The sequence below is a fragment of the Sphingomonas sp. FW306-05-A genome (assembly GCF_058782275.1).
The window spans coordinates 1,366,494-1,380,613 of the sequence record NZ_JBYSXN010000001.1; the positions used below are offsets into that span (position 1 = coordinate 1,366,494).

At 67.8% G+C, this 14,120-nt stretch carries 14 protein-coding genes; all 14 read right to left on the reverse strand.

Features of this window, described 5'->3' with window-relative positions; all coding sequences use genetic code 11:
• Nucleotides 1-2: 2 nt before the first annotated feature.
• The gene (locus AC3WJR_RS06210) at nucleotides 3-911 is read right to left on the reverse strand and encodes a glycosyltransferase family 2 protein (RefSeq protein ID WP_492723206.1); all 909 of its coding nucleotides are present in this window, start codon (nucleotides 909-911) and stop codon (nucleotides 3-5) included.
• Nucleotides 911-1,825, reverse strand: coding sequence for a polysaccharide pyruvyl transferase family protein (locus AC3WJR_RS06215; RefSeq protein WP_492723208.1), 915 nt, complete (start codon nucleotides 1,823-1,825; stop codon nucleotides 911-913). The genes AC3WJR_RS06210 and AC3WJR_RS06215 overlap by 1 nt, the downstream gene beginning before the upstream one ends.
• Entirely contained in the window at nucleotides 1,822-2,895 is a 1,074-nt protein-coding gene (locus AC3WJR_RS06220) for a glycosyltransferase (RefSeq protein ID WP_492723210.1), read from the reverse strand. Before AC3WJR_RS06220 ends, AC3WJR_RS06215 begins: the two co-directional genes overlap by 4 nt.
• Nucleotides 2,892-3,821, reverse strand: coding sequence for a glycosyltransferase family 2 protein (locus AC3WJR_RS06225; protein ID WP_492723212.1), 930 nt, complete (start codon nucleotides 3,819-3,821; stop codon nucleotides 2,892-2,894). The genes AC3WJR_RS06220 and AC3WJR_RS06225 overlap by 4 nt, the downstream gene beginning before the upstream one ends.
• Before the next feature lie 100 nt (nucleotides 3,822-3,921).
• The gene (locus tag AC3WJR_RS06230; RefSeq protein WP_492723214.1) at nucleotides 3,922-4,608 is read right to left on the reverse strand and encodes a PIG-L deacetylase family protein; all 687 of its coding nucleotides are present in this window, start codon (nucleotides 4,606-4,608) and stop codon (nucleotides 3,922-3,924) included.
• The gene (locus tag AC3WJR_RS06235) at nucleotides 4,605-5,813 is read right to left on the reverse strand and encodes a glycosyltransferase family 4 protein (protein ID WP_492723216.1); all 1,209 of its coding nucleotides are present in this window, start codon (nucleotides 5,811-5,813) and stop codon (nucleotides 4,605-4,607) included. The genes AC3WJR_RS06230 and AC3WJR_RS06235 overlap by 4 nt, the downstream gene beginning before the upstream one ends.
• Entirely contained in the window at nucleotides 5,810-6,640 is an 831-nt protein-coding gene (locus AC3WJR_RS06240) for a sugar phosphate isomerase/epimerase family protein (protein ID WP_492723218.1), read from the reverse strand. Before AC3WJR_RS06240 ends, AC3WJR_RS06235 begins: the two co-directional genes overlap by 4 nt.
• Nucleotides 6,637-8,136: a YcaO-like family protein gene (locus AC3WJR_RS06245; RefSeq protein WP_492723220.1), complete on the reverse strand. Its 1,500-nt coding sequence runs from the start codon at nucleotides 8,134-8,136 to the stop codon at nucleotides 6,637-6,639. The genes AC3WJR_RS06240 and AC3WJR_RS06245 overlap by 4 nt, the downstream gene beginning before the upstream one ends.
• Entirely contained in the window at nucleotides 8,133-8,948 is an 816-nt protein-coding gene (locus tag AC3WJR_RS06250; RefSeq protein WP_492723222.1) for an MBL fold metallo-hydrolase, read from the reverse strand. Before AC3WJR_RS06250 ends, AC3WJR_RS06245 begins: the two co-directional genes overlap by 4 nt.
• On the reverse strand, nucleotides 8,939-9,934 hold the full coding sequence (locus AC3WJR_RS06255) for a Gfo/Idh/MocA family protein (RefSeq protein WP_492723225.1): 996 nt from the start codon (nucleotides 9,932-9,934) through the stop codon (nucleotides 8,939-8,941). Before AC3WJR_RS06255 ends, AC3WJR_RS06250 begins: the two co-directional genes overlap by 10 nt.
• Nucleotides 9,934-11,070, reverse strand: coding sequence for a class I SAM-dependent methyltransferase (locus tag AC3WJR_RS06260; RefSeq protein WP_492723227.1), 1,137 nt, complete (start codon nucleotides 11,068-11,070; stop codon nucleotides 9,934-9,936). The genes AC3WJR_RS06255 and AC3WJR_RS06260 overlap by 1 nt, the downstream gene beginning before the upstream one ends.
• A complete protein-coding gene (locus AC3WJR_RS06265) occupies nucleotides 11,070-12,017 on the reverse strand; it encodes a hypothetical protein (protein WP_492723229.1) in 948 nt (315 codons plus the stop codon). The genes AC3WJR_RS06260 and AC3WJR_RS06265 overlap by 1 nt, the downstream gene beginning before the upstream one ends.
• Nucleotides 12,014-13,195: an inositol-3-phosphate synthase gene (locus AC3WJR_RS06270; protein WP_354281261.1), complete on the reverse strand. Its 1,182-nt coding sequence runs from the start codon at nucleotides 13,193-13,195 to the stop codon at nucleotides 12,014-12,016. Before AC3WJR_RS06270 ends, AC3WJR_RS06265 begins: the two co-directional genes overlap by 4 nt.
• Before the next feature lie 106 nt (nucleotides 13,196-13,301).
• The gene (locus AC3WJR_RS06275) at nucleotides 13,302-14,084 is read right to left on the reverse strand and encodes a Crp/Fnr family transcriptional regulator (protein ID WP_354281259.1); all 783 of its coding nucleotides are present in this window, start codon (nucleotides 14,082-14,084) and stop codon (nucleotides 13,302-13,304) included.
• Nucleotides 14,085-14,120 lie beyond the last annotated feature (36 nt).

Genomic DNA, 14,120 nt, shown 5'->3' on the forward strand with positions numbered 1-14,120 from the left:
CGTCACCCGGTTCTGCGACCCATCAGGGAATAGGACAGGAAGCCACGCGCCTTGTGGAATAGGCGGAAGCAATAGAACCGGCGTACCCCCGCATGGGTCGTCACCGGACGGAGAAGGTCGAGCCGCACATCTCCGACGTCCGCGAGCAGCATCCGCCGCGCGCGCCGGTCGGTGCGCCAATGCTTGGCATATAACGCCCCGTCGCCGAAGCTGTAGCCCGCGAGCAGGCGGGTCTCGTCGGCGACGTCGCGTCTTCCGTGGTGATGATCGACGACGATCGACGGATCGTACAGCAACTGGATTCCCAGCCCGCTCGCGCGGAAGAGGAAGTCGGTGTCCTCCGCCGCGACGAACGGCGCGCCCGCGCCGAAGCGTTCGTCGAACGGCCCCACCGCGGCGAGCACGTCCGCCCCGAAGGCAAGGTTCGCGCCCATCACGAAGCCACCGGGGAACCCGCCGGGCGGCGCGACCATCGGGTGATCCTCGAGCTTGACCGTCACGGGCAGGTCGGCGGGGTTGCCGAGCAGGATCCGCCCTCCGATGATCGCGGGGCCCTCGGCCTTGGCGAAGGCGGCGATCAGACGGACGAAATAATCGGCGTGGAGGATGCAGTCGTCATCCGTCATCGCAATGATCGGGCCGGTGCAATGCGCCAGCCCGCTGTTGCGCGCGCGCGCGAGCCCGGGACGCGGTTCCTCGACCAAAGATACGCGAAACGGCTGGTCTTGCGACCACTGCGCGATCAGGTCCGGGGTGCCGTCGGTCGAGCCATTGTCGACCAAAATGACCTCGATCCTTACGCCCCTTTCGCGGCCTGCCGCGGCGGCGAGGGTGACCGAGTCGAGCGTCGCGGCAAGCGAAGCACAGCGATTGCGCGTGCAGATCAGGAGGGTGAGGGCAACCTTGCGCATTACGGGCGTTCGGCCACCAGCAATGCTGCGGCTGGGGTCGTCGCGCGTGCGATCACGGTAGCAGGCGGCCAGGCGTCGAGATACGCCGCCAGCTTGCCGTAATCATTGTCGAGCGCGACATGCGGCACGCTGAGCAGGTCGGCCAGGATATGGCCGTGCAGCCGATCGGTCACGAGCACACGCCCGCGCGACAGCAACCGCAAACCGCGCGTGACGCGGTTGGCGGCTTGCGCATGGCGGGCCGCAGGATCGCTGCCGGATGGAACGTCGGGACCGTCATCCAGCCAGTCGACGATCGTCGCCCGTTCCGGGGCGGGCAGGGCATAGCCCACGCTTTCATCGTCCGTGCGCAGCAGCATCAGCACCTCGCAATCCGCGGTACCGCGCGGTTGCGGCCCGAGCGCATAGGCGGAGTCCGGCGCAAGCTGCGTCTCGCAGGCAAAGCGCTGTTGCGCGAACTGGAGACTGCGGGCGTCCCGAACGTAGAGCGTGAAATCCGGGTGCGCGCTCGCCAGCATCGCAAACCGGTCAGCTTCGGCGGAGGACCGGAAATGGATCGACTGCGGTAACTGCACCACCGGCCGGTCGTCGATCGTCGCCAGAACGGTTTCGCGGAACCGCTGGTGGTGCGGCCAGATGTCGCCAAGATTACCGCCACCGTGGAGGAACAGCGTTCCACCGGGGCAGGCCTGTCGAAACGCCGCCTCGTCGAAATCATGCCAGGTAGAGACGTAATCCGGGTCGCGCCCGGTCAGCGCGCGCAGCAGCGTCACTTCGCCGAGCCAGATCGCACTATCGCCGACATTGGCATGATCGGGGAAATCGACCAGCGCATAGGCGTCACCGGGGGCTACGTGCCTACGGTACAAGGCACGGAGCGCCGCCTGTTGCGCGGCGATGCGGTCGACCATCATGTGTCTGCATCCACCCGGTCGGCGATGACGTCGCGGTACAGCGCCTCGCACCCGTCGAGCCAGACGTCATGCGTAAACAAGGCTTCAACGCGCGCGCGTTGCGCCTTGCGCGGAAGCATGGCGGCCGCAGTGATCGCTTCGGCGAGCGCAGCGACATCGCCCATCGGCGCGAAGCACCCGCCCGCGCCAATCACTTCGCGCGCCGCGCCCATGTCGAACGCCGCGACCGGGACCCCGCACGCCATCGCCTCGACCGCGACCAGCCCGAAGGGTTCGTCCCAGCACGGCGTGAAGACGAACACCGACGCGCGTCCGATTGCGGCTGGCAGCATCGTGCCGTCGATATGCCCGCCATAGCGGATCGTGTCGTCCAGTAGCGGCACGACCTTAGTCGCCCAATAGCCGGGGTCCTCGATCGCGCCGAACAGCATCAGCGGGATTCCCGCCAGACGTGCGGCCTGGGCGGCGAGATGCGGGCCCTTGTCGGGGGTCATCCGCCCACACCACACCGCCTGTCCATCACCCTGCGGAACGAACGGCCACAGCGTGGGATCGATGCCGTTGTACAGCACCGTGGCTTGCGGCGGCGCGCCGTCCGGCCACCATGCGTTCAGCTGGCGCTGCGAGGTGACGGTCAGGCGGTGGCCCGGCACCGCGCTTGCGTGGACGAACCAGCGCAGCGCGTCATAGGGCGGGACGTGGAGCGACGTGACGGTCGGCACCCTGGCCGTGCGACCCGGTTCGATCGGGAAGCGGTGGAGGCTGTTGTTGTGCACCACGTCGAACCCGCCGCCGGCGATCCGGTCGCACGCGGCTTCATAGCCTGCGTCGATATGCGCGATCAGCGGGGCGTAGCCGCGATGCTCGGCACCCGGGAACGCCTTTTCGTAATGGACCGGCAGGACCGGATCGAGCGTCAGGCCGAGGTCGCTGTCGCCGGACGCGAACAGCACGACGTCATGCCCGCGCGCCTGCAACCCGGTCGCGAGATGCCAGCAGTGCGATTCCATCCCGCCCGCAAAGGGCTGTCCGATGCGTTGTCGGACATGCCCGAGGACCGCGATCCTCATCCGGTCGACCGCGCTTGCTCGGACGCCGCGAGGCGGTCCTCCAGCAAACGGATGACGGTGGTGGTATTGGCATAGGGCTGGTGGCTCTGCTGCCCGGTCAACGCGCGATCGGCGTCGTCCGGGCGGCGCAGGATGCGAATCGGCTGCCCCGGCGCGAGATCGACCAGACCCATCAGGCGGAACGCCTGCAGCCAGTGGCCCATCGTGCGATAGCCCCATTTGGCTTCGAACACTTCGGCATTGCGAACGACGCTGTCGAGATGGTGGACCGGCGGCATGTGGTGCGGATGATATTGATGATAGGCGAGCCCGCCCTTGATCCACGCGATCGGGATGCCCGCAGTGTCGACCACCTTGCCAAAGTCGGTATCCTCGCCGCCATAACCTGAATAGCGTTCGTCGAACCCGCCGAGCGACAGGAACGTCGCGCGCCGCATCGCGAAGTTGAGCGACCAGAAGCAACGATAATCGTTGCAGATCTCGATCCCCTCGTGCGGCGGGCCGCGCCGGTCGGAATGTTTGACCGCAACCTTGGCGAAGGCGTCATACGACCAGTCGCCGTCGGTCGCCCCGCCCGGCAGGTACAGCACTTCGCCCATCAACAGGCCGTCGAGGTCCGCGATGAACCCGGCATAGTCGGCGAGCAGCGTTGGCGTCGGGATACAGTCCATATCGAGGAAGACGAGCACGTCCCCGGTTGCCGCACGCGCCGCGACGTTGCGCGCTTCGGCCAGCGGCAGCGCGTCGGCGACGACCTTGATCTGCCGGATCGGGAAGGGGGTGTCGGGGAGGTCGTACAGATCGTCCTGCATCACCGCGACGATCAGCTCGGCGGGCGGCAGGGTCTGGCGCATCAACCCGCGCACGACGTTGACGAGATGATCCGGGCGCCCTTTTCCCAGCGTGACGACAGAAACTTCGGTCATGAAGAAAGCTCGGTTGGAGGAGGATCGAACGACAAGGATCCGACGCTGCATTTTGGCATCCGGGGGGCGGAGTCAATCACGATGCCGTATCCGGCGACAATCAGCCGTCGAAAAGCCGTTCGGCCTCCACCGCACGAACCGCCGTCTCCATCGCTTCGAGCGATCCGAACTGGAAACCGAGCTGTGAAGTATAGGCCGCGCACATCGCTATCCGCGCGGCCCGGTCGGCGTCATCGAGCGGATGGACGAGGGCCGGCCGGTCGGTCCTGCGATCCGCGGCACGGGTCAGGTACGGCCAATCCTCCCACAACAATATCGGCGCACCGCACGTTTCGAGTGCGTCGCGGACCAGCCAATGGTCTACATGATTGCCGATCGCGAGCGGCCCGAGCAGAAGGTCGGGGGATAGCAGGGCGATCTGCTCGGCAAGCGCCGCGCTCAACGGCGCGAGCATGGCGTCATCGTCCCGCCGCGCGGCGAACAGTTCTGGTGCGCTCGCATAGCCGCGATGGGGTGCCTCGAGCAGTGGCAGATGGACCGCGGTTGCACCGATCACCGCGCACGCGGCATGATCCTCGGCACGGCGCAGCGCCATGTAATCGACCTCCGGTCCGAGCCCCTTGTCGAGCTGGCAGGCAAGCGCGAAGCCGGTCGGCTCGGCGACGTTGCCGGTGAAACAGGTGACGATCGTCACCCGGTCCCCCGCGCGCGCACGCGACGCGAGCAAACCCCCGACCGAAAAGGCGGCATCGTCGAGATGCGGCGAGATCGCGACAATGTGCGTCACAGCAGGTGCGGTTCGGCACGGAAGTGGCACGGGGCGATCGCGATGTGCGGATCGATCCCCTGCGCCGGCCGGGTGCCGCGCAGATCCTGGTAGATCTGCCGGATCTGCTTGCCCACCGCGTCCCAGCTATAGACCCGGCGACATTCTTCCAGCGCCGCGTGCGACAGTCGCCGGCGCAGCGTGGCATCGGTGACGAGCCGCGACAGCGCGGCGGTCTGCGCGGGGATATCGCCTGCTTCGACCAGCAGCCCGTTCTCGCCATCGCGGATGCAATCCACCACCCCGACCGAGCGACACGACAGCACCGCGTGCCCGCATGCCATCGCCTCCAGGATGGTGTTCGAAAACCCCTCGGCATAGGTCGGCGACACGAACACGTCATGCGCGCGGTACAGCACGGGAACGGCGTCATATTCGGCATAGCCGGTGAAGGTCACACGGTCGCCGAGCCCAAGCTTTGCGGAGAGCGCGCGTGCAGGTTCGTAATCCGGGCCGATCCCCGACACCGTGCAGCGCCAGTCGCCTGCGACATCCGGCAGCGCATGCAGCATGTCGAGCACGCCTTTGCGCCGGTCGACCCGGCCATGATAAAACAGCCGCACGGGACCCATGGGATCGGGCTCGCCGGGAGTGAAGCGGTCGGTATCGACCGCGCCGGGAACGATCGTGAAGCGGTCGAGCGGGGTTCCAAGCCGGTCATGGACTTCTCCCGCAAAACTGTTGCCGCCGATCAGCAACGCGCCCGCATGATCGAGCACGCGCTCCATCGCGATGCGGTGGGTGTCGCAGCACGAGCCGACCCAATGCCCGTCGCCACCCTGGATCGAGACGACGCACGGGACACCCAGCCGCTCTGCCGCGAGCAGCGTCGCCCAGCCGGTCGGATAGCCATATTGCGCATGGAGCACATCGAACGGCGCGCGCGCGTGCTCGGCGGAGATCGCTTCGATCAGCGCGTCGACGTCGCGTTCGAAGTCGCCCCCGGCCTGCTCGCCGAGCGCTTCCATCCCGATCACGCGCACCCCCGGCACCGCGGGCGGCGGGCCGCCGCCATAGACCGAGGCGCGCGCCGGATCGCCGTAATATTGGCTCACCATCGTCACGTCGTCGCCCGCCGCGACCAGTTGGCGCAGCAGGTTGATCGCATAGATCGACATGCCCGAGATCGCCGGAAAGAACCGGCGCGAGACGAAGCAGATTCTCATGCCGCGATGCTCCGCAGATAGGCGATCGATTCCGGAATGGCGGCATGCGCGCGCGGGCTTTCACGCGACAGTTCGACGCAGACCAGCCGCGTGAATCCGATCGCTTCCAGTGCAGCGAGGACCGCGGGCATGTCCATGTCGCCCTCACCGAAGGGCAGGTGCGTATGGTCACCGCGGCGCATGTCCTCGACCGCAACGGTGCCGATCCGCGCGGCATAGCGCCGGATCGCCTCCGCGGGGTCGATATCCTGCGTGACGAGGCAATGCCCCGTATCGAGCGCAAGCCTGAGCCGCGGATGGCGTGCGACCAGCGTGTCGTAGTCGCCGACGGTCTCGATCAGCATACCCGGCTCGGGTTCGAAGCTTGCGTCGACGCCGACCCGCTCGGCATGGTCGAGCACCTGCTCCAGCCCCGCATCGAGCCACGACCGCGCCTCGGCGGGATCGACGCCCGTCTTTGGAACGCCCGCCCAGAACGACACGGTCTCGCTGCCGAGCCGTGCCGCCACGTCGAGCGCGCGGCACAGGAACGCGACACGCCGCGCCCGCCCGTCGGCATCGGGGGTGACCAGCGTCGGTTCATGCTTCTGGCGCGGATCCAGCAGATAGCGCGCGCCGGTCTCGATCACGCTGCCGAGCGACAATGTGCGAAGCAACGCGGCGACGCGGTCCGCTTCCTGTTCCCAGCGCGGCGCGAACGGATCGAGGTGATGATGATCGAGCGTCAGCGCGACCCCGGCATAGCCCGCATCCGCGATCAGCCGCAGCGCATCGTCGAGCCGGTGGTTCGCCGCGCCGTTGGTGTTGTAGGCATAGCGCAGGCTCATGCGACCCCCCGGTCGCCGACGAAGGCGACGTGATGCGCCTCGGGCTCGCGGTAGAGCGGGTAGAGCGGCCCGACGAGCGCATCGGCGGCGGCGGTATCGAACAGCGGATGGCCAAGGCGTTCGGCATCCGTGGGAGTCAGCCGGATGCGGCGCAGCGTCTCGCTCTCCTCCGCGCCGAACCGGATCAGCGGGGAATCGAGCGCGAGCAGCTTCTCGGTGTTGCGCGCGCCAATCCGGTAATAGCTCATCGTCTCGACCTCCATCCCGGGGACGATGACCTTGACCACCGAGATCGCGCGGTCGGCGGGCGACATGTCGACATAGAGCACATCGAACCCCGCCGCCTCGACCGCGGCGCGGGCGGCAGCGGCACGCGCATGGCCATCGGGTGCGGGGAGCGTGGGCAAGGCGTCGAAGCGGTGCGATCCACGTTCTGACAGCACCGAGTCCGCGAGCCACCCTCGCAGAGTCGCGGCATCGCGCCCGGTCCAGTCACGCATCGCCTCGAACGCGCGGCTGTCGCTCGATTTGGCGGCACCCCCGGCCTGCGCCATGAACCGCGCGACGTAGCCCGCGGGCGCGACCTGCGCGACGAGATCGGCGGGGCCGTGCGCGAAGGCTTTGCGTGCGCGGCTTGCGGCAAATTCGGTCAGGCATTTGTCGAGCGCGGCGGTGCGGTCCGAATGGCACGCCTCGCCGCACGCGGTCACCATGATCGGCGCGGCGGGGGGCATGCGTTCGTCGACCCCGACGCAATAGAGGTTGGGCATCCCGAACTGGTCGGTCGCGAACTTGGGCATCGCGCGGATCCCCGCCGCCTCGAACCGCTCGAGGATCGCGGTGGTCGAGGGCGCGAGGCTGGTGTCGAGATCGAGCATCACCCCGCGGTCGAGCGCGCGGAACAGTAGCCCGTTGCCGTCGCGCTGGAGGATCTCGCACAGCCCGTGCCCGATCGCCCAGTCGAGGTCGGGGCCGGCGCCCATCCCGTTCGAGATGATCGTCGTGAACGGCTGGTAACCGGCGGTCAGCTCCTTCGAGGAATAAGCCGCGAGGTCGATCGGCACGAGCACGCTGGAGCCATCCGCCCAGCGCCTGGCTTCCACCCATTCGAGCACCGTCGCGTGATCGACCGGCGACCCCGCGGGCAGGCACAAGGTCAGCGGATCGGCAACAGCGCGCGCGCCGAGGCTGCGGACCAGATCGGCATAGCTCCCGCGCGTCTTGCGGCGCGCGCCGAGCGTCAGCGTCGGCCACACCATCTCGGCGATCTCGCCAAGCCCGCCGAGCACCGCGGCTTCGTCGGTCGCGCCATAGCCGACGCCGTACGGCATGATCCCGCCAAGCGCGGGATCTTCCGGGAACAGCGCGACGACCCAGACGGGAAGGCCGAGCCGGTCGAGCGGGTGGATCGGGAAGGCGACGACATCGCCCTTGGGGAACGCATCGAGATACGCGTGCGCGGCGGGGCCGAGATCGGCGGGGAGTCCGGTCCTCACAGCGCGAGCTTCCGCACGCCGGGTGCCCGCGCGAGCCCATCGTCGAGCGCGGCAAGCGTCACCGCGCGATTGACCTCGGGGGCATATTCGAACGGGGTCAGAACCGCGTCGAACTCGAGCGGGGCGATGGCGTCGCGATAGCGGCGGAGTTCGGCGTGAGTCAGCGGAATATCCTTGTGGAACGCCTTGTGGCTTGAAATCGCGTGCGAGCGGCCGGCGGGGTCCTGGTCGATCTTGAACATGTCGCCGCAGAACAGCCGGCGTCCCGGCGCATCGTGGAGCGCGGCCTGCCCCTCATAATGTCCGCCGACATGATGCAGCGTGTAGCCCGGTGCGAGTTCGAGCGTGTCGTCGAACGGCATGGTGACGCGGAACGCCTTGGTCAGCTGCAGATCGTCGCGCTGGATCGCGACCACCGCGGGGTCGAACCGGCGCTGAAGCTGGAATAGCGCGCCATAGCCGTGCGCATGGCTTGCCGCGAGAAACGCGATCCCGCCGAGCGCTTCGATCTGGTCGAGCATCGCGTCCGAATAATAGGGTGCTGCTTCGAACGCGATGTTGCCGCCGTCGCGCACGATCAGCCAGCCGGTACCGGCGAGCCCCAGCGCGGGGGTGGTGGTGAACGCCCACAGGCCGGGCGCGACTTCGCGCGCGGCTCCGTCGTGCGTTGCGGCGACGTCGGACTCGGGGAGGAACCGCCAGCCGTCCTCGGGCAGATCGTTGCGGACATCGGTGCAGACCGGGCAATCTGGCGGCGCGAAATGGCGCTGCCAGAACCCGCAATTGGCGCAGGCGAACCAGCTCAGAGGCATGATCGTGCTTCCTGATAGGCCCGGTCGAACAGGCGCATCAGCGCCAGATCGCGGGGCATCGAAAAATCATGCGGCCCGCCGCGTGCCGCCGCCATGAACGCAGCGGCCTGCGCGGCGAAGGGCGAGGTCGCGGTGTCGAAGGCGAGCGGGGTCTGCGCGCCGGTGCTGCCGCATTGTTGGACCAGCATGCCGCCAGCGGTCTGGCCCATGGTGTCGGTCGCGATCAGCAATCCGCGCTCGCCCAGCACCTCGAGCCGACGGCGCGGCAGGTTCTCCGCGCAGTTATAGGCAACGTGGCTCTGGAACAGCACACCCGAGGCGGAGCGGGCGCTCAGCATCCCGCCGTCGTCGACCGCATAGGCGTGAATCCGGCGTTGCAGCGCGATCGACAGGTCGACCAGCGGTTCCCCCAGCAAGCGCTCGGCGAGGTCGAGCCCGTGGAGCGCAAGATCGATCACCGCGCCGCCGCCTGCACGGACCGGATCGGCGCGCCAATTGTCGTGCGCGCCGCCGTCGGGGGTCCAGTCAGGGTCGACCCAGCAGGCGTAGAGGATACGGATCGCGACCGGGCGACCGATCGCATCATCCGCGACCGCCTCCGCGATCCGGCGATGCGCGGGGTGATGCCGCTGGTCGAACGCAGTGCCGTACAGCGGGCCGTCCGCGACCGCGGCCGCCATCGCCTCGCCCTGCTCGAGCGACGCGGCGATCGGCTTCTCGCACAGCATCGGAATCCCCGCCGCCGCACACGCGCGGACGGGCGCGAGATGCGCATCGTTGGGAGTCGCGATATAGACGAGGTCGCACAGTCCCGACGCCAGCATCGCCTCGGTCGTCTCGAACGCGGCGATCCCCAGTCGTTCCGCCCGCGCGCGCGATTCCGGGGAGGGGTCGGCCACCGCCGTCACCGTCCCGCCCGCCGCGACGATACCGGGTGCCATGTAATCGCGTGCTACCCAGCCGAAGCCTACAATTCCCCACCGCATCACCATCGCTCCGGCAGATCGACAAGGCGCCGCAGGCGGATGTCGTCCGCCTTGAAGGGCAAGGCGTCGGCAGGGCGTGCCCAGAAGCAGCCCGCAGCATATTCGTCCTGATAGCGCGTCGACGGCCAGCGGACGGATCCATCGTCGCCGAGCAGCGGATTGCGCTGCAGCACGGCCCCGGCCGGCGGCATCGCCAGCCCACGTGCGACCGGACGCGGCGGTCCCGCACCTTCGACAAGCGACCACGCTTCAACAGCGGGTTCCGGTGCCCAGCCACTCGGGGCGGCGACCGTGCCCCCGAGCAACGCGACGAGCAACGCGCGTTCATCATAAACCTGTGCGTCGGGAAAAAGCGCAGCCCAGCCCGAGGCGGACAGTGCCGGCCCCATTGCGCCTCCGGCGTGCCCCGCATTGTGCAGATGACTGATTGCGAGCGTGCCTCCTGCGGTGCGGGCGGCGCGCAGCCGGGCGGCGACCTCCGCCTGGTCGGGGAGGAAGTAGAAGGCGTCGTGGCACATCACCAGGTCGAACCGCGCGTCGGCAATCGGCCACGGCGCGGCGGCGTCGAACACGACGTAGTTCGCATCGGGCGCGACCCAGTGTTTGGCGAGCCAGCATTTGGCGAACACCACGTCTGCACCGAGGCATTCGGTCCCGCGGCGCGTCAGTTCCCGCAGGTAATGGCCAATCCCGCAGGCAAGTTCGAAGGCGCTGGCGGGGGTAGCGTCGTGCGTCTCGAGCAGCGCCAGTCCCGCGAGATACGTGGGATCGCTCCAACGATAGGCAAAGTAATCCGCCACCGGGCCAAGCCGCAGCAACCCCATCGCCGCGCGCAGCGACAGCGTGTCGCGCTCGCGCGCCAGTTGCTTGAGCTCCGCGAGGTCGGTTGCCGGCCCGGTCCACCACGAATCCTGATCGGTCAGCAGCGCGACGAGCGCGTCGTCCGGGCACCCCGCATCGAGATGATCGAGCGCAACCGCGGCAAGACCTTCGCTGTCGACCCTGAGATAGGGGATGCCGTCGACCACCGGCCAGCGTTCGCACGCCGCGGCGAGCGAATGTGGCGTATCATAGGCAAGCGGCAGCCCGGTGCGCGGCGAGCGCAACGGCATGTCGGGAAAGACCTTAGCCGGCATCAGGCCAGACCGGCGTCAGCGAGGATGCGGTCGTGGAATGCCTTGACCGGGCCGTCATGGACCAGGCCGTAAGCACCGAGCACGACGTCCATCGTTACCGCCGCGGCACGCAGATGCTGTTCGATTTCGAGGACTCGGTCGAGCACGTCGGCAACGTGGAAGGCGCGCGCTTCGGGGGTGGTGTCGCCCGCGATCGGAGCAAGCGCGTCGGCGATGGTCGTAGCCAACACGGGGTTTGCCGCCGCGAGTTCGTCCAGGCAGGCAGCGCGCGCGGTCTCGATCGCCGTATCGAGCCGGTCGCCGAGCAGCATCTCGCCCGAATAGCCGCTGTCGGGCATGTCGGCATTGTGGAAGTGGTGCGCCATGCCCGCAAGGAACACCGCAACCGGATCAGCGCCGTGCCATGCGCTGGCGAGCACACCGTAGACCGCGACCATCAGGCAATGTTCGGCGTGGTTCTCGGCGGGCTGGAGCAGGATGCGCGGTTGCCCGGGAGAGGTCACGCCCGCACGCGGCTGGCGCGCGAGCTTACCGACGAAACTGGGCACAGCACCCGGCGCGGGACGCCCGTGCACAAGTGCCGTACGCAGTCGCTGTGCGAGTGCTGGATCGAGATCGCCGGTCACTTCATCGAATGCGCGTTGCAGCACCGGCACCGCATCCGGGCCGAGCCCGAGCCGGGTCAGCCTCGCCAGATCAAGATCGCCGAGACGCGCCGATACCAGCGCGGCGCCAACGATCTGTTCCATCACGACAGCGGGTTGGTCGCCTCGCAGCAACGCCCCCCATCCAAGCGCGAACAGCCGTTCCGCGATCGACCCCGGGGCCTCTGCCGAATGGATACGCTTCAGGTCGCCCAATTCGCGCAGGAACGGCAGTGCGGCGGGGGTCAACCCGACGGAGGGCACGAGGGCCTCCGCCGGGGTGGACAAGGGGGCTGGGCTCACGCGGTCTTGCCGTCGAGCCAGTGATCGAGGATCGCCTGCTGCTCTGGGACGGCATGGACCGGCTTGCGACCGCCGCTTGTCTGCGGCAGCTTGAAGAACAGCCCCATCTGGTCCTGCACGCCGCCTTCGCCACGCTGTTGCGCAAGGTCGAGGCAACGCGCGATCTCGATCGCGAGTGGCGCGGCGAGGATCGAGTCCTTGCACAGGAAATTGAGCTTGAGCTGCATCTTCTGGCCCATGAAGCCGGTCAGATCGATGTTGTCCCACGCTTCCTTGTCGTCGCCGCGCGGGCGATAATAATGGATCATGATGATGTGATCCTCGACCGGATAGCCGAGGATGTCGTTGAGCACGCTGCCCTTGGTGCCAAGCTTCGACGCCAGCGACTTGGGATCGTCGAGCGCCAGCCCGTCCGAGTTGCCGAGGATGTTGGTCGAGAACCAGCCGTCGACATGGAGCGCGCGATCGCGCAGCGCAGGCGCGATCACCGTCTTCATGAAGGTCTGGCCGGTCTTGCCGTCCTTGCCCGCAACGGGAACGTTGCGCTCCTCAGCGAACTCCGCGAGCGGCGCGATGTCGGCGGCGACCGAAGGCGTGAAATTGGCGTAGGGCGTGCCCGAGTCGATCGCAGCATAAGCGTAGAGCATCGCCGGACTGATCGCGGCGTCATCCTCATCGAGCCCGCGCTCGAACGCTTCGCGCGATTGCAGCGCGGCATCGTCGGCGTGCGGGACACGCTCGGTCGACGCGAGGTTGACGACGACGACCCGATCGAGCCCCTTTTCCGCACAGAAGCGCCGCAGATCGGACTGGATCTGCTGGATGGCAGCGCGGTGGCCGCTCTCGAGCTTGTTGCTGCCGTCGATATTGGCGCAATATCCGGTGCTGCCCGCCGCCTTCCACGGGCGCATCGTGTTGAGTGCGGCGGCACCGTCGGCAAGTTCCTTGTCGCCGATCACGCCGTGCCGCAGCGCGCACGCGCCGAGCGACTCCTCGGTCAGATCCCATCCGCCGAATTCCAGATCGCGGTATGCGACCATGCCGGCCACGTCGCGGTCGGCGAGGGGAAGCCCGTTGAGGCTGTTCGACCCTGCCTTGATCATCTCGATACCCGCGATCGCGGTGGTGGCGACGGCGCCACCCACACCTACAATCGCCACGCCAAGCCGTTCTGCCATGTCTCAATCCCTACATCCGCCCGCTACGGGCCAGGGGATCGTTAACCAGATGGCAGGGATGGACTTCGTAGAATCGAGCGCGCGGCGCGAAAAAGCCCGTTGGCAGTCACATATGTTCCCGCACGCGCGTTTCGGAGTGATCCATGTCACCCCGTGCGCCGACCGGGGGCAACCAATCGGTCGCGACCTCGCCATGGCGATCGTGGAAATCGACGAGTTCGGCGAGCCTATCGACATCGTTGATGCGGATCACGCGCGCGTTGCGCTCGACCAGCCCGGTTTCCTCCAGCGCCTTGAGCGAGCGACTGACATGCGTCTTGGTCAGCCCGACCGCGTCGCCAAGATCCTGCTGGGTCAGCGGAAGCTCGAAGGTCGATCCGGCAAGCCCATCGACCACACGCAATCGCGACCGGATGTCGAGCAGCAGCGTGGCGATCCGCGTGAACCCGTCGGTCCGCCCGACCGACGTCAGCCGGTCCGCCATCGCAACTTGCTCCGACGCCGCGACTGCGAACAGCAGCGCGCCCAGCCGGGGATGATCACGAAACAGCCGCCCGAACGCGGCCTTGGGCATTTCATAGAGCGTCGTGTCGCTGACTGCACGCAGCGTGGCGGCGCTATATCCCCAGGCGATCGAGAAGGTCGCGGTAATGTCGCCGACGAAATAGAAGCGCAGGATCTGCCGCCCGCCGTCCTTGAGCTTGACCGAGCCGTGCAGCCAACCGCTCGCGACGATATACAGGCTGTCACTCTCCTCGCCCTCATGGACCACGACATCGCCTGCGCGGAACGACCGCTCGCGCCGCTCGAGCCAGCGCAACGCATCGCGTTCGGAGAAGGTCAGCGTGAGATGCCGCGACAGGCGGGCTTCGAGAGGACTTTCAAGCATAAGGTGCCATCGACAAGCTGTTGAACGCCCCGCGTA